Source organism: Paenibacillus polymyxa M1 (assembly GCF_000237325.1).
GTDB classification, from domain to species: Bacteria; Bacillota; Bacilli; order Paenibacillales; family Paenibacillaceae; genus Paenibacillus; species Paenibacillus polymyxa_C.
Window position 1 is genome coordinate 355,163 of sequence record NC_017542.1, and the last position, 21,031, is coordinate 376,193.

The following is a 21,031-nucleotide window of genomic DNA, read 5'->3' on the forward strand; positions in this document are numbered from 1 at the left end:
AGTTCTTGTTCATTTCTTAGAGATTCATAGTGTCTGGCTTGATTTGCGCTCTACAATTCGGTGGGGAACAATGATGTGCTTGGTCAATTCTTTCGGGTCTTCAATTTTTTCGATCAGACTTTTGGCAGCCTGATAACCAAGGCTGAAGATATCAATATCCACGGAAGTAAGTGGGGGATTCATCAGCTCAGCCAGCATCAAGTTATTGAAGCTCACCATGGACAGCTGCTCTGGCATGGATACGCCTAACTGAGCAAGCATTTTCTGTACGGCCATGGCTACAAGGTCGTCGCTAACGATCATCGCAGTAGGCGGCGGGGTAGCCTGCAATAACGTGCGCATGTCCTCTAGATTAAAGGGCTCCCTGACCACGTATTCCTTCGGTAGAGGCAAGCCGGCTTCTCGTAGTGCGTCTTGGTAGCCTCGGAGTCTTTCAAGATTTACGATGTGTTCCTGATCACCGCCAACATAAGCAATGCGCTCATGATTCAGCCCCGTCAAATAAGTGACCACATCTTTGGCTGCCTGGTAGTTATCGTTGTCTACATGGGTAGTTTCACTGACAAACTGCTGAGGCTTGCCGATAACGGTATAGGGAATTTTCTCTTTATGAAGATACTCCACGATGCTATCCTTTTGCTTGGAGTACAGGACAATGTAGCCGTCAACGCGTCCGGTCCGGGTCATTAGCTTTACGCGGGATAGCAATTCATCACTCGTTTTGCCTGTGACAATCGACAGTGTATAGTTGTGCTCGTTTACCCATTCGCTGATCCCGCGTAGGCTTTCCGGAAAGAAAGGATTCTGAAAGATCGCCACGTCCGATTCAGGCATAATAATGCCTATTGACTGTGTGACACGGTTAGCCAGGCTTTGAGCGGAATAGTTGGGTTCATAGCCAAGCGCCTTCATTTCTTTACGAACGCGTGCCTTGGTGGCTTCGCTGATTTTGGGGCTGTCTTGAATGACACGGGATACGGTGGAAGTAGCAACTTTAGCACGTTTTGCGACATCTTTGATGGTTACTGCCATCGTCTTCGTCTCCTTTTGCTATCTCAAGCAGAAAATATTATGTTCTATCATACGATATTGCTCCAATTTCAACAAATTAGCGGCTTTTTCGAGTATTTCTATCAGCATTAACCAAGATATTTATAACTAGGGTATTGCCAATAGAAAGCGATATCATTATAATAATCGTGCAACCGATTGCATAATTTTCTTATTGAGCACTACCCATGCTATACATACTATAAGGGATGGAGACTGAACGAGCATGAAAAAACTTCTATCATTTGATTTTTGGCAAAAGCTTGGGAAGGCACTTCTTGTGGTTGTTGCTGTCATGCCAGCAGCCGGGATTATGATTTCACTTGGTAAAGTAGTGGCGATGTTGGCTGGCGATATTCATTTCTGGGTGACTGTCGGCGGGGTCATGGAGAATCTGGGTTGGGGTATTATCAACAACTTACACATCCTGTTTGCCGTGGCGATTGGTGGTTCCTGGGCTAAGGAACGGGCGGGCGGAGCTTTTGCGGCCTTAATTGCTTTTGTTCTCATCAATATATCAACAGGAACGATTTTGGGCGTATCCTCGAAGATGCTAACCCAGGAAGGAGCAACCACTCATACTCTTTTCGGTGCATCGATTCCGGTCAGTGGTTATTTCACCTCTATTTTGGGGGCTCCTGCACTCAATATGGGTGTGTTTGTCGGTATCATCTCCGGCTTTGTCGGGGCCGTGGTGTTTAATAAATACTATAATTATCGCAAGCTCCCCGATGCTCTAGCTTTTTTTAACGGTAAGCGCTTTGTTCCGTTTGTCGTGATTCTCTGGTCTGTGATCGTGAGTTTGATCATGTCTGCTGTCTGGCCATTTGTCCAAGGCGGGATTAACCAATTTGGCGTTTGGTTGGCGACTTCGGGAGAATCGGCTCCTTTTATAGCGCCATTTGTCTATGGTACACTGGAAAGACTGTTGATTCCTTTTGGTCTTCATCATATGCTGACCGTTCCTATTAACTATACTCAACTTGGTGGCGTTTACACGGTACTCACGGGTTCTGGAGCAGGAAGTGTTGTTGCTGGGCAAGACCCGCTGTGGCTGGCTTGGGCTAGTGATCTCAGTGCGCTTCGTGGTACCGATCCGGCAGCCTACAACAGCTTGCTGGGAGGCGTGACGCCTGCCCGTTTCAAGGTAGGACAAATGATCGGCGGAGCGGGCATCCTTATGGGGCTGGCAGTAGCAATGTATCGCCGTGTAGACAAAGATAAACGCGGCAAGTACAAGTCGATGATTTTCTCTGCAGCAGCAGCCGTTTTTTTAACAGGGGTGACGGAGCCGCTGGAATTCATGTTTATGTTCGTGGCGCCTGTATTGTATGTGGTTTATGCTATTCTTACCGGTATTGCTTTCGGAATGGCTGATATTATACATTTGCGTTTACATTCGTTTGGTATGATTGAGCTGCTGACTCGCTTGCCATTGTCTATAAATGCAGGGTTGGTGCAGGATATCATTAACTTTGTACTGACTTGTGTAGTGTTTGCGGTAGCAACCTACTTTATCGCTTATTTTATGATCGGCAAATTCAAAATGGCTACGCCAGGAAGACTGGGGAATTATACAGATGAAGAGCCTCAAGCGACTTCCGAGGCAGAGAGTACAAAAGCCGATGGTTTGGCAGCGGTTTCAACTAATAATCAATTGGCTGCGAATATCATCAAGACACTTGGGGGTGAGCAGAACATTGTCGAGGTGGATGCTTGCATGACCCGACTGCGTGTAACGGTGAAGGATACAGAAGCCGTCGGGGATGAAAAGACGTGGAAAGCGTTAGGCGCCTTGGGCTTAATTAAAGTAGATAATGGGGTACAGGCGGTTTACGGACCAAAGGCCGATGTGCTTAAATCAGATATACAAGACATACTCAATAGGTGATTAGCTTGAAATTATTAACCTTAAATGCACATGCTTGGATGGAAGAAAACCAACACGATAAGCTGAAGCAATTGGCTGCTTTTATTGATGAACAGCAGTTTGATGTCATTGCTTTGCAGGAAGTCAACCAGTCCCTAGAAGAGACTCCGTTGACACCGGACGATTTGGGCGCGTACTATAGTGCAGATCCTGAAGTTGTCATTAAACGCGATAACTATGCTTATGTGCTGAACGGTCTATTGTCCGATGCTTATCACTGGACGTGGGCTCCCGCGCATATTGGTTTTGCCAAATATGACGAGGGTTTGGCGATTCTGTCCAAAACACCGATTACAGCGACGGTGAACGAATATATTTCCTCAATGCAGGATTATGACAACTACCGCTCGCGTAAAATTGTAGGCATTCAGACTGTGGTGGACGGAGTACAGGCCTGGTTTGTCAGTGGGCATTATAACTGGTGGAATGATGAGGAATCCTTCCGTGGACTATGGGATCGTACAACCGAAGTGCTCGATCCTTTAGCTCCGGCTCCTGTATTTGTGATGGGGGATTTCAACAACGCGGCTGAAGTGCGCGGAGAGGGATACGACTATGTAATGCAATCCGGTTGGTCAGACACCTATTCGAACGCTGCAGTACGTGATGCAGGACACACAGTTATCAAAGCTATTGCTGGCTGGGAAAGTAATGCGGAGCCGCTTCGTATTGACTATATTTTCTCCAGTAAGGCAGCACAGGTTCAATCCTCAGCAGTTGTACTGAATGGGAAAACAGGACCGGTTGTATCCGATCATTTCGGCGTTGCAGTCGAGTTGGAACTGTGATGAACACACAAAGGAGGCCATTTGCTTATGCAATTGGCCTTTTTCTTACGGATTTCGATTTTAATCGAATGGTATATTGAATAACAATCGCAATCAATACCAAAATCATATTGTAATAAAAGGGAGTATTGATGCTAAAACAGTCCATGAGCGCGCCTGCAATGATTGGAGACACAATGGCCCCCAATTCGGACAAAGATACGACGTTGCCGATAAATGAGCTTCTATTTTCTTCTGGAATAACATCCCCTAGCTGCGAGTAAAAGGAATCCAGATAGCTGGCTCCTCCTATACCTCCGATGAACATCCCCAAGTATACGATCCACGGTTCTGTGAACCATAAAAATAAGATAATTTCCATCATGATTAATAATAGACCGATGATACATAGCAGCAAGCGATCCTTGAGCATATCAGATATTTTACCAATAAAGGGTGCTGATACAAAGGTAGATATGCCGATGATTGTAAAAGCTAAGCTGATTTCTGCTGGACTCCAATGGAGCTTGTAGGTTGCATACACAGAGAAGTATGTTAAAAATATAGCAAATGCACTCATTTCAAGGAGATGAACGGTGGAATAAAGCAGCAACTGTTTTGTTAATATGATTCTTCTTTGCGGTTTTTGAAGGGGGGGATGCTGTTGCTGTGGCTTTAAGGGAGAATTAGCGAAAGTCATTCTTGAAACGGCAATAAAGGATATACATGCAAAAATAGCAACGAAGTAAAACGGTACGGATAAAGAAAAATAGGAAACAATGACTCCACTTATAAGAGGGCCTAAAATCATACCGGCACCTTCACTGCTGCTAATATATCCATTTAGCGTGCCTCGATTCTCTGCGGTGCTCATGTGATTGACCGTGACTCTTACAAAGACGGTTAGCCCTATAGCCACCAAGCCTTGAAGAAGTCTCAGTATGGATAGAATGATGAAGCTTGTTGCAATCGGAAACAGGAGCATACAAGCGATTTCAGCGATGAGTAAGCCTAACCCCAAGCGTTTTGCGCCAATCTTTTCATAGATTCGTCCTGCCATGCCTCCGCCAAGAAATCTTCCCACATAAAACAAAGAAAATAAAATGCTCATGCCAAGTGTAGATATCCCGAATTGCTCTACATAAATAGCAAAGAGTGGAAGGATCATACTTCCACTCATGTTAGCAATAAGGCTGATCACGATCATACAGGCAATATTACGATTTAAATATAAGTTTCTTACCATATCCTCGAAACCTCTCTTTGAGCTTGCATCATGGGGACCGTTTTTTTCGATGACTTTTTATTATGAATGAACGGCTTCCATTCGAGCTAGTGGGTTCCTTCATAGGATACGCAGGTGTACTCCACGCTGTGCCTAAATCCCAGTGCAATTTTGGAGGTGTGACACGTATGACAAGGGAGTGGTGTAGCCTTTAAGCAGGGAAGCCGCCTCCTGGGGGTGGCCAAGCTCCATAAATCCGGCGCAGTAGTACGATTTCACCCAAATGATAGGAATTGTGGGAAGCGATATTCCGCAGCAATCCCGCTTTTGTTTCTCCTGGGAAATGAGCCAGTAATTCATCCAGCTGCGCGGTCTCGGCAATTTGCACAGCCCGATCTACGCCCTGTAAAAATTCATTAATGACAGCCTGCCATGCCTCTTCGCTTTGCGGTCCAGTTTCTTCGGGCCAGCTTTCCATGACATTGCCTGGAAGCTGGGGCTTCCGTCCTTCCAAATGCTCCAGCATAAATTGCTGCCAGTAAATCATATGCTTCAGCAGTTGATAAATGCTGTAGGGCATTTCCGCGTTTTTCTTCCCTGCCAGCTCAACGTCAATGTCTGGCAAAGCCCGAGCCATTCGAATATGTCCACGTTCCCCGACCAGTGATTTAACCAGTGCTTGAGCGAATAATTGGTTGGCATCCGACATGTATAATCATCCCTTCTATGGAGAGCTTGTTTCTTGCTTAGTCTTATTTAGCAATTATACAATTATATTTTTCGAAATGGAAATAAATGCGTGGTCTAAAGTAAAGGGCAGAAATCATTTTAATAAAGTAGTTGATAATTGTTATCAATTAAATTACAATAATATTGTTTCAAGAGAAACAATAAAATACATTTGTATATGTTGTTTAATATATACGGAAATGTTAAGGGGAGCTTTCCGTATATGTATATTGTTTCTTTGGAAACAATTAGGCGGTGGGAATAAAGTTTTTAAATAAGGGGTGTGAACATGGATTACGAAGTGATTGTAGTAGGCGGCGGACCTGTTGGGATGTGGTTAGCTGCTGAGTTGGCATTGGCGAGGGTAAGCGTATGTGTAATTGAACGTTTAGAGGAGCCTATTCGCCAGTCGCGTGCGCTTACGCTACATCCACGGACGCTTGAGATGTTTGATATGCGTGGATTAAAGGAGCGGTTTATGAAGCGCGGCAGACCTATACGTACAGGTCACTTTTCAATGCTGAATACCCGCTTGGACTTTTCTGTGCTTGATAGTTCCTCCAATTATACGTTGTTTATTCCACAGGTGATTACAGAGCAAGTGATCGAGGAGCATGCGCTCAAGCTGGGAGTTGTCGTTCACCGTGGTATGGAAGTGGTATCTGTGCGAGAGCAAGAGCAGGGCGTAGAGGTGGTTAGTGTATGTGCATCTGGAGCACAAGCCAATGTATCGGTGATGACTGCTGCCTATGTCGTAGGAGCGGATGGGGCCGGGAGTATCGTGCGAAAACAAGCCGGGATTGCTTTTCCGGGCACGGATACGACTCTGACCGCTGTATTAGCGGATGTAGAGTTAGCCAATCCGCCTGAAAATGGCGTACATTCCGAATATAGTGAACGAGGTGGGGTGATGATTGCCCCTGTGTCTCCAGATATTTATCGGGTTATTTTGACTACACCTCGACTGATAAATGTCCCCAAAGACGTACCTGTGACGCTGGAAGAAGTGCGGACAGAACTGCGCGATCTGCTTGGTACAGATCTTGGCGTCACCAATCCTCGCTGGTTATCCCGATTCGGGAATGCAACGCGGCAAGCGCAGACATATCGAAAAGGGAGAATCCTGCTAGCAGGTGATGCTGCGCATATTCACTTCCCGGCAGGTGGACAGGGAATGAATGTTGGCTTGCAAGAGGCGGCGAATCTGGGATGGAAACTGGCAGGAGTGATTCGTGGCTGGGCTCCAGACACGCTGCTGAATAGTTATCATGACGAACGTTATCCGGTTAATACGCAGTTTTTACGGAATACCGAGGTTCAGACTCGCTTATTGGATTTTACGCCTGCTGTATTGGCACACCGCCAATTACACGAGGAATGGTTCCGCCATCCGGAAATTAATCGGTCTATGGCAGAGCAGATTAGTGCACTGGATGTATGTTATCCAGCGGCTGGCAATATACCGCAGCATCCGCTGAACGGAAAACGGTTTGCGGATTTTGAATTGCAGTTGCCTGACGGAGTGACATCGTATGCTTACGATCTTCTTCATGAAGGCCGCTTTGTACTTCTCCATCTTGCACAGGATCCTAAGGTATCGAATGAGTTTCGCCATATCTCCCTTTCACATATTTCATATGTGGAGGCCATAGCCGAAGAATTGCCCGTTGGATGGAGAGGTGTGCATACGGTTTTCATCCGTCCCGATGGGTATATCGCCTGGGCCATTTCGGTGGAACAAACGGATATAGCGAGTGTTATTAAGGCTGGCATTGTCACGTTAATATAAAGAAAAAAGGTATGATCATGACCATATTGTTTCCTGTGAAACAAATGTGGGCTATAATGAAAGGAGGAGTATGCCAAAGGAGTGACTACTTGTTCGTATGGAGAAGGCGACATCGGTTCAGCATGTCTATGATTTGCTTATTAAGATGAATCACCAGCTGGAGCAGCATCAGCAGAGAGAGAGCATGACCTTTCTCGAAGAAATCCGCGAGCACTTTGACGGAATGACTTCGCTCAATATGACGGATGTGCACGTTATGGATTGTATTGGGAGGCATGAGCCGATTAATGTTACGACATTAGCGGAACGAATGGAGCTGAGCAAAGGTACCATTTCGAAAGTTAGCACTAAGCTGCTCAAGGAAGGCTGGATTCGCAGAACCCAGCTGAATGACAACAAGAAAGAAATTTATTTTCGGCTAACCCCGTTAGGGAAAAAGCTCTTTCTTGTACATGAGCGGCTGCATGCTAAGGTACAGCATCAGTTATTTCAATTTTTAGATCGTTATAGCTCGGAAGAACTACATGTCTTGAAGCGTCTGCTGTCCGATGGCGTAGGTTTCTTGGAAGCTATGGAGTAGCAGAACAAGAATCTTAATACAAGAGACATTTAAATCATCGACAATGTGCACCTGTTTCGTCTCTGTGTGATAGCCACATGGGGAGATGCAGGTGCTTTTCTTTTTAATGCAATAGTCGTTTTGCTTCCATATAGAGCACCTGCACGAACTTTTTCGTATTAATGCGGGCTTGGGACAGTGAAGGCTCCACATTGTTTTGCAACTCCAGCATTTTTTTGCGGATTTCAGTAAAATCAAAAAATTTGGATGCATAATTTTCAAACTTAGGATGGGTATAGTCGGTCAATCCGAGCGATACTATATGGCTTAATGTCTGGAAAATGGCGCGGCGGACACGCTGCTCCGATGCCTTGATTTCCTTGCTCAGCTCTATTGCTGAGGCCGAGTCTCCTAATCGTTTGGACGCTATATTCGCAAATATATCCTTTAGCGAGGGAAACAGATAGGGCGATAGATTGCCGGTTTCTTCCTCATATTGCTCCAGATATTCCAGCATATCCAGTAAATCCACACTTCCGGCTTCGCCGATCATTCCCATCTCGGAGAGCAGAAACTGCCCCGAACTGACAATGTTTCGGGTCGGTTCCAGTGTCGCTGATGGGCTATTCGATGTGAACATCGACAGTCCTTGCAGTGTGCGCTGGATATCTGTAATGGATTGTTGCATGCGCAGGCGTTCGGTCACCTTTTGGATAACTGCGATAATTTCCAGTCGATTCAAGGGCTTGGCAATATAATATTCAATACCTAGCGAGTATGCCTCACCGATCATGTTTTTGGATTCAATCCGAGAAATCATAATGATTTTTCCGCTAAATTGATCACCAAGTGCACGCACGGTCTGAATGCCGTCACGAAGCGGCATTAGCAGGTCAATCAGTAACACATCAATTCGGTTCAACTCCAGCAGGCTGCTATTCACGTAGGAACCGTCCTCCGCTTCCCCAACGACCTCCCCTAAACCCTCGTCTTCAATAATGTCTGCCAGCATAGAACGAATCCCCTGATCGTCATCTACTATATAAAAACGCATCCGGGCTATCTTCCTTTCTCCGTCAGTTTCCGTAAAGGCAATATGACTCTAAAAGTGGTCTGTGATCTATCTGTGTGCTCATCTTCATTTTGTAGTAGTTCAAGCGTTCCATCAAGGCTCTCCGCGACTTCACGCACATAAAATAAACCCATGCCGGTCGAAGGTTGTCCTCCCTCATCATACTTGGTCGTGTATCCCGGTGTGAAGATCATTTCCCGTTTACGCTGAGGAATACCTGGACCGTTATCGGTGACACTAAAGGATATTATATCCTCTTGTCCCGGTAGAAAATGAATGGAAACGTCAATCCTTCCGCTGTCCTTCATCGCTTCCACTGAATTGGATGTAAGGTTGTTAATGAGAGTGAGAACTGTATAAACATGCAGTTTGGGCAACAAAGGATCGAAATTCAGCGTGAAACGGATAGACTTGCCCAGCGATTGGGCGTATTTGCTGTTCGTTCGGACGATCAGCTCGCCAAGTTCCTGTGAAGTCATGTAATGCACGTCGCTTTCCGAATCAATGAGCTTGGACAAACCGGCAAAGATCCGCTGGCTGTCTTTTTTAATCTCATGGACCTGTCCGGAAATACGTAGCGCCTGTTTGGCGTAATGCTCTCTATCTTTCAGAGATTCATCCTGCTGCAGTTCACGGTAGAGCCCATAGCTTTCACGGGTAATTTGCTCTGCGTGCGATAGAGTTTTGCCTAACTGGACTGACTCCTCGTACAGGTCCGACACCAGAAGTAAAATTCGCTCTGTCTGCTGTCTTTGTGCCTCTTCATGCTGAACAGATTGATTTAATCGAATCATATTATAGAACCCAAGCACGAAGAAGCTGCGGATCATGGCCATAAAAGCCACTTTGCTGATCTTCATGATGTCCCAGAAATCGCCGTCAATGCTTCGCCGGACACTAAGTTCCGCCACACTTGCGGCAACCTCAATCCCCACCGAGAGGAGGCCTACGCGCAGTGCGCGGTAAGGCTCGGCATTAATGTTAAGGACCTGAAAGAGCAGGCCATAAACCATGTAATAAAAAAAGGTAGGTCCATGCAAGGTCACCAACGCTTCAAAGGAAGACCCGGGATGGAGATAATGATTGAGTGAAATGCGAAAAGCGACTACTGCGATCCCGACAAGCACACCCGAGAGTGCAGGCGGAATTTGACGTATGGATAACAGAAAGAAAAAAAACACAGGCGTACCGAAGCTGAGACGAAATGTATTATCGAACGGGTGAATATTTAACTCACCTGCCAGTGGTACAAAGATAAGCATCAGCAGGAAAAGAAGGGTATTTAGCTTCATCCCAATTCACCTCCGGATATTTGTTTCAGAAAGGCAATGTAAGATAAATTCACAGGCTCAACATTAATGTTTGTGAATTTATAGAAAAAAAGAAATACATGTGTAGATAACTGTCGGTTTTTATAGTTCGGATTGTAGTATAAATAACATCATTTGAATATTAAGAGCTGCATACTGCAAAAATATACAAACCAGCCAGGGGGGACATGAAGTGAAAAAGATTAATTTAACAATGCAAATCTTTATCGGTCTGGCTTTAGGTATTATTGTTGGTGCCTTATTTTACGGCAATTCAGGGGTGGAAGTCTACTTAAAGCCGATCGGTGATATTTTCATCCGCTTAATTAAGATGATTGTCGTACCTATTGTGATCTCAACGCTCATTATCGGTGTAGCCGGCGTCGGAGATATGAAGAAACTGGGGAAACTCGGCGGGAAGTCGATTCTGTACTTTGAAATTGTAACAACCATTGCAATCCTGTTTGGTCTGCTTGTTGCCAATCTGGTTCGACCCGGTGAGGGCGTGGACATGTCCCACCTGGCCAAAAGCGATATCCATTCCTATGTGGAGACTGCAGAAAAGTCTGGCCATAACTTTATAGATACAATTGTGCATATTGTACCTACCAATGTTATTCAAGCTCTGGGCGAAGGAGATATGCTGGCTATTATATTCTTCTCCGTGTTGTTTGGACTAGGAGTAGCTGCGATTGGTAACAAGGGCAAGCCTGTGCTGAACTTCTTTGAAGGTGTAGCCGACGCCATGTTCTGGGTAACCAATCAGGTTATGCGCTTGGCTCCGTTTGGCGTATTTGCACTGATTGGAACGACAGTGGCCAAGTTTGGATTAGCCTCGTTATGGCCGTTATTGAAGCTTGTCCTGTCAGTGTACGGCTCCATGTTACTGTTCATTGTGATTGTTTTTGGAATTATCGCCAAGCTTTGCGGTACCCGTCTCTGGACCATGGTTAAAATTTTGAAAAGTGAGCTGTTGCTTGCGTATTCGACGGCCAGCTCGGAAAGTGTCCTGCCTAAGATCATGGAGAAGATGGAGAAATTCGGATGTCCGAAGGGAATCACGTCCTTTGTCATTCCGATCGGATATTCTTTTAATCTGGACGGCTCCACTCTGTATCAGGCACTAGCTGCCATTTTTATTGCCCAAATGTATGGCATTGATATGCCGATCACGACCCAAATCACGCTTGTACTCGTACTGATTATTTCCTCCAAAGGGATTGCTGGTGTGCCGGGTGCTTCCTTTGTCGTGTTGCTCGCTACGCTGGGAGCAGTGAATATCCCGTTGGAAGGTCTGGCCTTTATCGCTGGTATTGATCGTATTCTGGATATGGCGCGTACGGTAGTCAATGTTTTAGGGAACTCGCTTGCGGCTGTAGTCATGTCCAAATGGGAAGGACAATATGATAAAGAAAAAGGCGAGGAATACGTTGCTTCAATTAAATAAGATACATTGACCCGTATAGTGGATAACAAGAGCACCTTTGCGAAGTAATGCAGAGGTGTTCTTGTTGTTTCCAGACTTGTTAACACACTTCCTTTTTCGACATTTTTCGATGTTTTTTGTATGGATATATAGGTATATGGGCATGAAAAATAAGCCTTAGTACCTATGTGATTATAGAATTATTTATAATGATTCTTAATAAAATACCGATATTAAATTATACCGTTTTATATATTGGCTTAGAAGGGAAGATCATGCATGTTTCTCAAGAAAAATGAGTCTCAATCACTTGCTCCTTTAGTAGAAGAAAGCCGCAAACTTTCACAGAGAATACAGCAAAAGGATTATGCTGCTGCAATACAGGTTCCCTCAGCATCTCCTGAGGTTCAAGAAATCGCAAACAATGTTAACCAAGCGATAGAGTCCATGAAAAATGATGCTCAGCATGTTGATATCCGTTTGAAGCTTGTTACCAAGGCGATAGAGATTGGATTATGGGACATGGAGGTCATTGCGGGTGATCCTGTCAATCCCAATAATACGTTCACATGGTCGGAAGAATTCCGTTCTATGCTGGGATATCAGAGCGAAAAGGAATTCCCCAATGTATTGGACAGCTGGTCATCTCGACTGCACCCCGAAGATTATGACAGGTCTTTGGCAGAATTGTCTGACCATTTGCTGGATTTTACGGGAAAGACGCCATATGACGTACAGTATCGTTTGAAGCTGAAGCATGGAGAATACCGCTGGTTCCGGGCTACCGGAACGACGATCCGCGACGAGAAGGGAGTGCCGCTTCGGATTGCAGGCGCTCTGCTGGATGTGCACGATCAGAAGATTAAGTCGGAGGAGCTTCAGGCGCTAGTTACAAGATACGACCTCATTAACCTCGTGTTGGTTGAAGCTCCTTACGATGTAAATATTATCGGAGGGGACATAGAGAATCCGGATAATACATTTTGGTGGTCACCGCAATTCCGCGAAACGCTGGGTTTTAAGGACGAGCAGGATTTTCCAAGCAAGCTTAGCAGCTGGGCTTCAATCCTGTATCCTGAGGATGCTGAAATGGCGATTAAAGTTTTGAATGATCATTTAAATGATTATACGGGGCGCACACCGTACGAAATGGAATGCCGTTTAGTGCGTAAGAATGGTGAACATCGCTGGTACTATTGCAGTGGGAAAACATTGCGCGATAGTAAGGGAGTACCTATTCGCATTGCCGGAACAATCCGTGATATCACAGTAGAAAAGGAAAAGCAGGCTGTGGCGGATGAGCTTACGCTCAAAATCCAGCATCTCTCTGATTCCATTACAGAAATGGTGAACGGTGTTAACTCGGTTAGTAACCAGGCACAGGAATTGGCTACCGCTCAAGAGCAATCGACAGAGGCAGCGAATCAAGCCAAAGTCAGTGCAGAAGAGACGCAAAATATTTCGAATTTCATTAAAGAAATTGCGAATCAAACGAATCTGCTGGGTCTGAATGCTGCAATCGAGGCATCGCGAGCAGGCGAGCAGGGACGTGGTTTTGCAGTCGTTGCAGATGAAGTGAGAAAACTTGCCATCCATAGTGCTGATGCGACCGGGAATATCGAGACCAGCCTGGACGAAATGAAAACACTCATTGAGCGAATTCTGCACAACATCGGGAATATGTCTACGCTGACACAAACACAAGCTGCGCTAACGCAGCAAGTGAATGCATCTACGGACGAGATCAACAGTATGTCCAAAGCTTTGTTGGATTTTGCGAGAACGATGTAAGGTTTTAGATTTCAGGTGAATATTAGACCGGGCCATAGGCTCGGTCTCTTTACTGTTTTTGGTAGATGAACTATACTTTTGACGATCGATCTAAAAATGACCTCATAGTAACTTCATGTGGAAAAGAGGAAACGATTTGAGCCTACTTAGTTCAATATTGGTTGGAATTGTAGCGCTGGAGCACGTGTACATTTTAGTGTTGGAAATGTTTCTGTGGACGACTCCACGCGCGATTCGTACGTTCGGTACCTCGAAGGAACTGGCAGGAGTGACCAAATCTCTGGCAGCCAATCAGGGGCTGTATAACGGATTTCTGGCTGCTGGATTGGTCTGGGGCTTGTTCTATCCCGATCCTGTGATCGGGCGGCAAATCCAATTATTTTTTGTCTTTTGCGTGGTAGTGGCTGCGGTGTATGGTGCATTAACGGCCAATAAATCTATTTTACTAAAGCAAGGCTTGCCTGCCATTCTGGCATTAATCAGTTTGCTGGTCTTCTAAATGACACTCTTAACGGGTGTCTTTTTTGCTCATTCGATCACATTTCGTTCATTAAAATGGGCATGGGACAAGGATAGCAGCGATACCGGCGAGCTGAAAGAAATTAGTCCCGGCCATTATGTGGCGTACCCGGTTGGCCGTTAGGTTAAGATCGATGGTACGGTGCACATAACCCATAGGAGGTAAAAAACGATGACTGAATCGACGAAAAGAGTACGTATTTCCCAGTGGGACGCGCTCATGCTGGAATCTTTACGTTCATTAGGCTGGTCCCATGAGGAACTCATCCATCGGGCGCAGCAAAATGAGCTGCCAACGGACGGACAGTTTGATTATACGGAACTGGCCACCGGGCTGGCGTCCAAAGAGCCGGAGGTGTTTGTCAACGCGGTAACAGACGGGTATCAGATCAAATATAATACGATCCGTGGCATTCGTTCGTGGATTGCCGTGGCGCTCGGACGTGAGCCTGAGCTGTCTCTGGAAGAAGGAAGCGAAGCTGTGACATCCGAACTGACGCAGGCTGAGTATGATCGGCTACAGCAGGTGCTGTCGCTAGGCTGGGTCATCCAGGAGGTACGGCCCGCGACTGGCGATACTGCAGGAATGTACCGAATTGTGCCTGCTGTACAGACGAATTAAATCGTGGGGAGGGAGTAACCCACTTTACCAGAAATTGAAACGAGCTGGCCAGGGAGGCCAGCTCGTTTTTTAATGCAATTCTTCTTCATCATTTTCATACTTGAGAAGATACGGTTAGGGCTTGGCGCCTCATTCACAACCTTTCTATCTTTTCTCATACGGATATCATCGATTGAATGATTAGAAAGGTTACATTTTTCACCATATATGACCGATAAAAGTATAGTAGTATTTATATTTTATGGAAAATGAGGAAAGGGGATATTTTAAAACTGATGAGTGAACAAGAAATACATAGGAGTGAATGTGGAGGTGGGACGATCGTCGCTGAACCGAACGCAGTTTCACCACGTCCACAAAGAATTGTTTTGACCCTGGTTGCAGGATTGGCTTTATTGATCTTTAGTTTCTTCCTTTCTCTAATCACAGGTATATTCCCTATCAGCTATGCGGAGTTATGGGAAGTTTTGTTTTCTTCCAATCCCGATCCCATATTAAAGGAAGTTGTATACCAAACTCGTATGCCATTTGCCTTGGATATGTTGTTGCTCGGAGGATGTCTGGCCGTATCAGGAACTCTCTTACAATTACGAACAGCTAATGGATTTGCATCACCAACCTTAACCGGACTTATGCCTGGGGCAATGACGGGGCTATGTGTTGTCCTTTTATTGGGATTAGACATAGACTCTTTTGGTAGTATGGCCCTTTGTATTGCAGGAGCGGTATTTGGGGGATTCATTGTATTTAAATTAAATAGAATCCGTTTCATTCGAGGGCGGTCTGCGGGAATTCATTTATTCATGATTGGTTTCATTATGGATGTAGCCCTTCGTTCAATCTCTGGGTTTATTGTGCTACTTGGAGAAAATCAGCAAGAGTGGGCAATTTCTGTGGGAGGCTGGGGAATAAGGGAAGGATCATTCACGTTTTGGCTTGCCTTGGTTACACTTCTCGTTGCAGGATCTGTCTCCGCATTCCCCAAGCAGCTTAGACCACTGTACATTCCCTTTGCAATGGTGTTGACCGCCGCTACGGTGTGGGCGTGTGGTGCCATCGGATATATAGGACTTATTGTGCCTTATTTCATGCGTTGTATGATAGGAAACCGTCCGCGGCTTCTCATTTTGGGCTCCATCCTTTGGGGGGGAGGCCTATTAATGCTGGCCAAAGTCATTTCCGCTAGAATCAACGAGCCGGTTGGGTTGCCCTTAACCCCGGTGCTGGCCTGCGTTGGCATACCCTTCTTGGTCTTTATGGTGCGGGGAGAATGGAAAAGAAGCTCTCTGCTTGAGAAGTACTAGATTATCAAACGTAATATTTACCGGACAGCTAGACTGTTATCATACTGCTCTGCCAGCTCATCATACTCTCTTTTTTATGCTATATTTTATACATTAATAAAATAATCAGAGGGTTGAGGTGCAGCATGACATCAATGACTATTGTCGATCCATCCGTCAAACCAGGATTAACAGCTTTTCAGGCAAGTGCTGAAGATCAGGCTGAGGTTCACGAATTAATTTTAAAGACGGCTAGATGGCTGCACAGCAAGGGCTCCACGCAATGGGGCAAATTACTAAAAGGAGAAGATGATCACAATCTGGGTGGTGCTATTGCACGCGGAGAAGTGGTTATTTTCCGAACGTCAGAGGATCATCGCTTGGCAGGTGCAGTAATTTTGCAGCAGCAGCCCAGTGCTTGGGATAGTAGATTGTGGGGATTAGAGGAGACAGATTCTGAGGAAGGAACTTCCGTATATCTGCATCGTTTGGTTGTAGATCGAGATAATAGTGGGAAGGGACTGGGCCGTGAGCTCATGCAGTGGATTGAGCAAGGCATCCGTTTTGCAGGCAAGGATCGAATCCGTCTAGATTGTATTGCGGGCAATGACAAGCTTAGTGGGTTTTACAAACAATGCGGCTATACTTATATGGGCGAAACGAATGGCTATAACACTTTTGAAAAGATGCTAATAAAGTCATAGAAAAACGAATCCTAATTGAAGGAATACAAAAGAAGGAAGCAGGTGATCTGCATTCTTCTTTTTTTGTTGTGCAGACCTTTACGTCCTCGTGAGAATGTCTTTCTTCTGGATTGCTGTCATATCAGATCCACTCAAAAGAAAAAAAATTATATAAAAATGAAAATGGGGATATCGCGCTTTCTCCTTCTACATATGATGATAGGGAAAGTTTGTAAGCGCTTCAAATGAAGGGTGATATACAACCATGCGAAGCTACAGGAGGCGGTTAAGGTGGATAATTACATGAGCTGGATAAAGATTGGATTTTTCCTCAGCGTTCTGTTTTTACTTGCAGCGGCATGCAGCACTTCTCCCAAGATAGAGAACACAGCTGGGCAAAAAGTGCGGCTTACGATGCAGGTTTGGGGTAATCCTGCGGAGGTGAAGGTGTATCAGCGGGCACTGGATGCATTTGAAAAAGAGAATCCGAATATCGAGGTTAAGCTGGTACCTGTACCAGGAGACCAATATGAGCAAAAGCTGTTGACACAGTTACAGGGAAGCCGCGGACCGGATGTCTTTTATTCCTATGAATCGACGATGGCGCGTTTGATCGGAGCAAAACAGGTGCAGCCTTTGGGTGAATTTTTAAAAAGTGACGCAAGTGACGTGAAGGCCGAGCATTTTCCGGAAGGATTATGGGGGCCGGCCAAGCGTGATGGGGAAATCTATGGAGTCACTCCTGACTCCAACCCGATGGTCATGTACTACAACAAAAAGGTATTTAAGGAAGCAGGTGTGAAGACACCGCAGGAATACTATGATGAGGGCAAGTGGAACTGGGACGCCTTTGAGGAGGTTACATCTAAGCTGAAGGCCGCTGGAAAGCAGGGCTATATTGCGGAAAACTGGTGGGCTCACTGGTATTCATGGGTGTGGTCGAATGGTGGCCGGATCTTTGATGAACAAGGCAAATATGTGCTGGACCACAATGAAAAGGGTAAGGAAGCCTTCGCTTTCATGCACGATATGGTGAAAAAGGGAAATGCGGTATACCTTGGTTCGCTTCCGAAAGGGCAGGGGGCAGATGCCATGTTCATGTCCAACCAGGTCGGCATGCTGGCGGCGGGAAGATGGCTGGAGCCTTTGTTTAGCCAAAATAAAAGCCTTGACTTTGATTATATCTACTGGCCCTCCAACACTGGTAAAAATGAGCCTGTCGCCATCCCGGTTGCATATGTAGCTGTAAACAAAAATAGTCCGCATGTGCAAGAGGCCATGAAGCTGGCAGCCTTCTATGTCTCTGTGAAAGGGCAGGAGGAGCGGCTGGTTGAAGGTGGCAATGCCATGGGTACGCTTGCTGCCGCAGACGAGAGCATCATGAAAAAGGCGACGATTGAGCACTCAGGCTATCTGACTGAGGGACGAGATAAAGGGCATGCTTATGGTTCTGCATTGGCGTATGATGCACAGGTGCCGGGGTTGAACTCCGATATCACGGAAACCATTGACCTGATGTTCCTGGGCAAGCAGGATGCTGCGACAACCATTGAAAAGTTGAATCAGATCATATCCAAGGCGGTCAAGTAAACACGGGATCGGCCGTGACCAGGGAGGAAGGTGACAAGATGCAGAAAAAGCATCAAGCGCTGTGGGGCTATCTGTTCATTGGCCCCCAGTTTCTTGGTCTGTTATGTTTTTCGCTGCTGCCCTTGCTGTATGCGTTTTACTTAAGTTTTGTAAATTGGGATGGTTTCGGGGTACCTTTGTTTGTCGGCTTGGACAATTTTAAAGGTCAATTATCTGATCCTGATTTTTGGAAGGCACTTATCAATACGGTCTACTATATGGTGCTGGTCATCCCGGTGGGGATTGTGTTGGCTCTGCTCGTAGCCATCGTGCTCAATAAAGTAAAGGGCAGGGAAATCTATCGCTTGTTTTTTTTCATGCCTGTCGTAACCAGCTCGGTATCGGTTGGGGTCATCTGGATGTGGATACTGAATGGTGAATTCGGCATTTTAAACCACTTGCTGCGAGCGATTGGGATTACAGGCCCAATGTGGCTTACCGATACGCATTGGGTGATCCCATCGATTGCTCTACTTAGCATATGGCTGGGACTGGGATACAACATGGTCATTTTTTTGGCAGGACTCCAGGGCATCTCCAAAAGCTATTACGAGGCAGCCGAAATTGACGGGGCCAGCAAGTTCCAGCAGCTAAGGTATATTACATTGCCGCTATTGTCACCAACGACCTTTTTTGTCACCATCATGATGGTTATTAGCTCTTTTCAGGTATTCGATCAGGCGTTCGTCATGACGAACGGCGGACCGGCCAAAGCAAGCTATACGCTTGTGTATCACATTTACGATCAGGCATTCATAGATTTCACGATGGGAGAAAGTGCGGCAGCGGCGATGATTTTATTCGTGATCATTCTCATATTTACACTGCTGCAATTTAAAATGCAAAAGAGGTGGGTGCACTATGGAGATTAGTTGCAGAGGCAGGATGTTCCTGCGCCATGTGCTGCTCGCTGTCGGCTCTTTAATCATGTTTTTTCCATTTCTGTGGACCATCCTCAGTTCTCTAAAGGATATCTCTCAAATTTTTGTCGTTCCGCCGCAATGGATTCCCGATCCGTTTGTATGGAGTAACTATCCGGCTTCGCTGGAGGCCATGCCCTTCGTGCAGGCGTACATGAATAGCTTTTACATTACGTTTATCATCGTGACAGCAACGTTGATTAGCGCTTCTATGGCGGCGTATGCTTTTGCTAAAATCCGTTTTCCAGGTTCGGATATATTGTTTATTTTGTTCCTCGCTACGATGATGGTGCCTAAGCAGGTAACGATGATTCCGTTATACTTGGTGATGGATCGTATCGGTTGGCTGGATACGCATTGGTCGCTGATCGTACCTGGAGCCTTGTTTAATGCATTTGCGGTGTTTTTGCTCCGTCAATTCGTCATGGGTATTCCACGCGATCTGGAGGAAGCAGCAGTCATGGACGGGGCGGGATACATTCGCATTTACTGGAGTGTCATTCTGCCACTCGTTCGTCCAGCATTGGCGGCGATCGGAATTTTCACCTTTTTGGGTGCCTGGAATAGCTTTCTTGATCCGCTGATCTATCTCAATACACCGGAGAAATTTACAGTTCCGCTTTTGCTCAACAATTTCAAAGGACTATATACCGCCGATTGGTCACTGATGATGGCAGGCACCACCATCTCTGTCGTCCCGGTGCTCATCGTCTACATCATTGCCCAAAAGCAAATTATTGAAGGCATTACCTTAACAGGCATCAAGGGGTAGGGGCGTTTCCCTACTCCTTTTTGTGCGATTTCCGATACTGTAACGGAGTACGCCCGGTGAAATGCTTGAATACACGGCCAAAGTGAGCAATGCTGTCAAAGCCCGTTTTTTCAGCAATGGCGGTCACTTTCCAGTTCGTTTCCTTCAAATACGCCCGAGCCTGCTGGACCCGTACATCTTGAAGATACTCGACCAGGGTAAAGCCTGTGGTCTGCTTGAAAATGCGGCACAGATATGTGCTGCTAATATAAAAATGTCCTGCCAGTTGCTCCAACGACAGCTTCTCGGCATAGTGGGCATGCAGGTACTCAATCACCGAGTACACACGTTGCTGCTGCTCGCTGCGTTCCGGCGCTATGGTGTCAGGAGCCGCTGATTGTATGCGGCGGATTCGGATCAGTAGCTGTAGCAACAGGCTTTGAAGATACATATGACGGTATGCATGCTCTTGATGGTATTCATCCAGCATTTGCTGGAACAGATGCTCCAGCTCGCGTTGTTCTTCCGCGGAGGGGCGAAGCAAAAAGCTTTTTTCAGGCAAAAGCAGGTGGCTCTGATCGCTGGATGGAGTAACAGACGTGGACGAGGCTACAAACGCTTCATCAAAGTTGATTAAAATTCGCTCATGGCTGCCGCTCCCCTTGTTACTCGTACGGTGAAAATCATGTTTGCTAATCCAGATCAGATCGCCCTTTTGTAGCGCGTATACACGCTGATTAATGTAGTAGTAGCGCTCTCCTGCCAGCAGATAATAGATTTCATGCGCTTGATGGACATGGTCGGCAGACATGCTAAAAGGCACCATCCGAAGCGCTTGCTCGATGGCAAAAAGGGGTGTAGCGATCATAGCAGCGTTCTCCTTTATGAAAGCATTCATGAGAATAATATATGCATACTTTTTGGATGAATTCACAATAAAAGCGAAGATTTTGCTCTTTCTTATACTATAAAATAT

19 protein-coding genes are annotated in these 21,031 nt (G+C 45.8%); 13 read left to right on the forward strand and 6 right to left on the reverse strand.

The annotated features are described in order from the left end of the window. Positions 1-24 precede the first annotated feature (24 nt). The gene (locus PPM_RS01510) at positions 25-1,032 is read right to left on the reverse strand and encodes a LacI family DNA-binding transcriptional regulator (protein WP_013368935.1); all 1,008 of its coding nucleotides are present in this window, start codon (positions 1,030-1,032) and stop codon (positions 25-27) included. A gap of 244 nt (positions 1,033-1,276) precedes the next feature. Here PPM_RS01510 and PPM_RS01515 point away from each other — a divergent pair, with 244 nt between their 5' ends. Together PPM_RS01515 and PPM_RS01520 are read left to right on the forward strand one after the other, a co-directional pair. Beyond that, positions 1,277-2,941, forward strand: a complete 1,665-nt coding sequence (locus PPM_RS01515; protein WP_013368936.1) for a PTS transporter subunit IIBC — start codon at positions 1,277-1,279, stop codon at positions 2,939-2,941. Between the two features lie 5 nt (positions 2,942-2,946). Continuing rightward, a complete protein-coding gene (locus tag PPM_RS01520) occupies positions 2,947-3,768 on the forward strand; it encodes an endonuclease/exonuclease/phosphatase family protein (RefSeq protein WP_013368937.1) in 822 nt (273 codons plus the stop codon). A 25-nt stretch (positions 3,769-3,793) separates the two neighbouring features. Here PPM_RS01520 and PPM_RS01525 read toward each other — a convergent pair whose 3' ends face one another. Continuing rightward, a complete protein-coding gene (locus tag PPM_RS01525) occupies positions 3,794-4,993 on the reverse strand; it encodes an MFS transporter (protein WP_013368938.1) in 1,200 nt (399 codons plus the stop codon). 190 nt (positions 4,994-5,183) lie between these two features. After that, entirely contained in the window at positions 5,184-5,681 is a 498-nt protein-coding gene (locus PPM_RS01530; protein WP_013368939.1) for a DinB family protein, read from the reverse strand. A 309-nt stretch (positions 5,682-5,990) separates the two neighbouring features. On the opposite strand from PPM_RS01530, the gene PPM_RS01535 reads away from it, so the two are divergent. Both PPM_RS01535 and PPM_RS01540 read left to right on the forward strand, forming a co-directional pair. Continuing rightward, positions 5,991-7,490: a monooxygenase gene (locus PPM_RS01535; RefSeq protein ID WP_013368940.1), complete on the forward strand. Its 1,500-nt coding sequence runs from the start codon at positions 5,991-5,993 to the stop codon at positions 7,488-7,490. A gap of 97 nt (positions 7,491-7,587) precedes the next feature. Beyond that, complete coding sequence (locus PPM_RS01540; protein WP_013368941.1) at positions 7,588-8,070, forward strand: MarR family transcriptional regulator; 483 nt, start codon at positions 7,588-7,590, stop codon at positions 8,068-8,070. Between the two features lie 103 nt (positions 8,071-8,173). Here the strand turns inward: PPM_RS01540 and PPM_RS01545 are convergent, their stop codons facing one another. Both PPM_RS01545 and PPM_RS01550 read right to left on the reverse strand, forming a co-directional pair. Beyond that, positions 8,174-9,103: a response regulator gene (locus tag PPM_RS01545; RefSeq protein WP_013368942.1), complete on the reverse strand. Its 930-nt coding sequence runs from the start codon at positions 9,101-9,103 to the stop codon at positions 8,174-8,176. A gap of 5 nt (positions 9,104-9,108) precedes the next feature. After that, positions 9,109-10,413: a sensor histidine kinase gene (locus PPM_RS01550; RefSeq protein WP_013368943.1), complete on the reverse strand. Its 1,305-nt coding sequence runs from the start codon at positions 10,411-10,413 to the stop codon at positions 9,109-9,111. A gap of 211 nt (positions 10,414-10,624) precedes the next feature. Between PPM_RS01550 and PPM_RS01555 the strand changes: the two genes are divergently transcribed. The 9 genes from PPM_RS01555 to PPM_RS01595 all read left to right on the forward strand — a co-directional run bounded on the left by PPM_RS01555 (position 10,625) and on the right by PPM_RS01595 (position 20,076). After that, a complete protein-coding gene (locus PPM_RS01555; RefSeq protein WP_013368944.1) occupies positions 10,625-11,878 on the forward strand; it encodes a cation:dicarboxylate symporter family transporter in 1,254 nt (417 codons plus the stop codon). A gap of 258 nt (positions 11,879-12,136) precedes the next feature. Further along, positions 12,137-13,648, forward strand: a complete 1,512-nt coding sequence (locus tag PPM_RS30355) for a PAS domain-containing methyl-accepting chemotaxis protein (RefSeq protein WP_013368945.1) — start codon at positions 12,137-12,139, stop codon at positions 13,646-13,648. Positions 13,649-13,784: 136 nt separating this feature from the next. Further along, on the forward strand, positions 13,785-14,147 hold the full coding sequence (locus PPM_RS01565; protein ID WP_014599392.1) for a DUF1304 domain-containing protein: 363 nt from the start codon (positions 13,785-13,787) through the stop codon (positions 14,145-14,147). A gap of 192 nt (positions 14,148-14,339) precedes the next feature. Continuing rightward, positions 14,340-14,789: a hypothetical protein gene (locus PPM_RS01570; RefSeq protein ID WP_013368948.1), complete on the forward strand. Its 450-nt coding sequence runs from the start codon at positions 14,340-14,342 to the stop codon at positions 14,787-14,789. Between the two features lie 275 nt (positions 14,790-15,064). After that, a complete protein-coding gene (locus PPM_RS01575) occupies positions 15,065-16,093 on the forward strand; it encodes an iron ABC transporter permease (RefSeq protein ID WP_013368950.1) in 1,029 nt (342 codons plus the stop codon). 125 nt (positions 16,094-16,218) lie between these two features. Then, positions 16,219-16,776 (forward strand): GNAT family N-acetyltransferase, encoded by a 558-nt coding sequence (locus PPM_RS01580; protein WP_014599394.1) that lies wholly within the window; start codon positions 16,219-16,221, stop codon positions 16,774-16,776. 270 nt (positions 16,777-17,046) lie between these two features. Next, positions 17,047-18,345, forward strand: a complete 1,299-nt coding sequence (locus tag PPM_RS01585) for an ABC transporter substrate-binding protein (RefSeq protein WP_013368952.1) — start codon at positions 17,047-17,049, stop codon at positions 18,343-18,345. Between the two features lie 38 nt (positions 18,346-18,383). Continuing rightward, positions 18,384-19,256, forward strand: coding sequence for a carbohydrate ABC transporter permease (locus PPM_RS01590; RefSeq protein ID WP_013368953.1), 873 nt, complete (start codon positions 18,384-18,386; stop codon positions 19,254-19,256). Beyond that, positions 19,246-20,076 (forward strand): carbohydrate ABC transporter permease, encoded by an 831-nt coding sequence (locus PPM_RS01595; RefSeq protein WP_013368954.1) that lies wholly within the window; start codon positions 19,246-19,248, stop codon positions 20,074-20,076. Before PPM_RS01590 ends, PPM_RS01595 begins: the two co-directional genes overlap by 11 nt. Before the next feature lie 10 nt (positions 20,077-20,086). Here PPM_RS01595 and PPM_RS01600 read toward each other — a convergent pair whose 3' ends face one another. Then, positions 20,087-20,923, reverse strand: coding sequence for a helix-turn-helix transcriptional regulator (locus PPM_RS01600; protein WP_013368955.1), 837 nt, complete (start codon positions 20,921-20,923; stop codon positions 20,087-20,089). Positions 20,924-21,031: the final 108 nt, after the last annotated feature.

Excerpts from the sequence above, each read along its gene's own strand:
- PPM_RS01595 (WP_013368954.1), top strand. The coding sequence starts at position 19,246 with ATGGAGATTAGTTGCAGAGGCAGGATGTTCCTGCGCCATGTGCTGCTC.
- PPM_RS01580 (WP_014599394.1), top strand. The coding sequence starts at position 16,219 with ATGACATCAATGACTATTGTCGATCCATCCGTCAAACCAGGATTAACA.
- PPM_RS01540 (WP_013368941.1), top strand. The coding sequence starts at position 7,588 with ATGGAGAAGGCGACATCGGTTCAGCATGTCTATGATTTGCTTATTAAG.
- PPM_RS01515 (WP_013368936.1), top strand. The coding sequence starts at position 1,277 with ATGAAAAAACTTCTATCATTTGATTTTTGGCAAAAGCTTGGGAAGGCA.
- PPM_RS01510 (WP_013368935.1), bottom strand. The coding sequence starts at position 1,032 with ATGGCAGTAACCATCAAAGATGTCGCAAAACGTGCTAAAGTTGCTACT.
- PPM_RS01535 (WP_013368940.1), top strand. The coding sequence starts at position 5,991 with ATGGATTACGAAGTGATTGTAGTAGGCGGCGGACCTGTTGGGATGTGG.
- PPM_RS01590 (WP_013368953.1), top strand. The coding sequence starts at position 18,384 with ATGCAGAAAAAGCATCAAGCGCTGTGGGGCTATCTGTTCATTGGCCCC.
- PPM_RS30355 (WP_013368945.1), top strand. The coding sequence starts at position 12,137 with ATGTTTCTCAAGAAAAATGAGTCTCAATCACTTGCTCCTTTAGTAGAA.
- PPM_RS01545 (WP_013368942.1), bottom strand. The coding sequence starts at position 9,103 with ATGCGTTTTTATATAGTAGATGACGATCAGGGGATTCGTTCTATGCTG.
- PPM_RS01570 (WP_013368948.1), top strand. The coding sequence starts at position 14,340 with ATGACTGAATCGACGAAAAGAGTACGTATTTCCCAGTGGGACGCGCTC.
- PPM_RS01525 (WP_013368938.1), bottom strand. The coding sequence starts at position 4,993 with ATGGTAAGAAACTTATATTTAAATCGTAATATTGCCTGTATGATCGTG.
- PPM_RS01600 (WP_013368955.1), bottom strand. The coding sequence starts at position 20,923 with ATGATCGCTACACCCCTTTTTGCCATCGAGCAAGCGCTTCGGATGGTG.
- PPM_RS01550 (WP_013368943.1), bottom strand. The coding sequence starts at position 10,413 with ATGAAGCTAAATACCCTTCTTTTCCTGCTGATGCTTATCTTTGTACCA.
- PPM_RS01530 (WP_013368939.1), bottom strand. The coding sequence starts at position 5,681 with ATGTCGGATGCCAACCAATTATTCGCTCAAGCACTGGTTAAATCACTG.
- PPM_RS01575 (WP_013368950.1), top strand. The coding sequence starts at position 15,065 with ATGAGTGAACAAGAAATACATAGGAGTGAATGTGGAGGTGGGACGATC.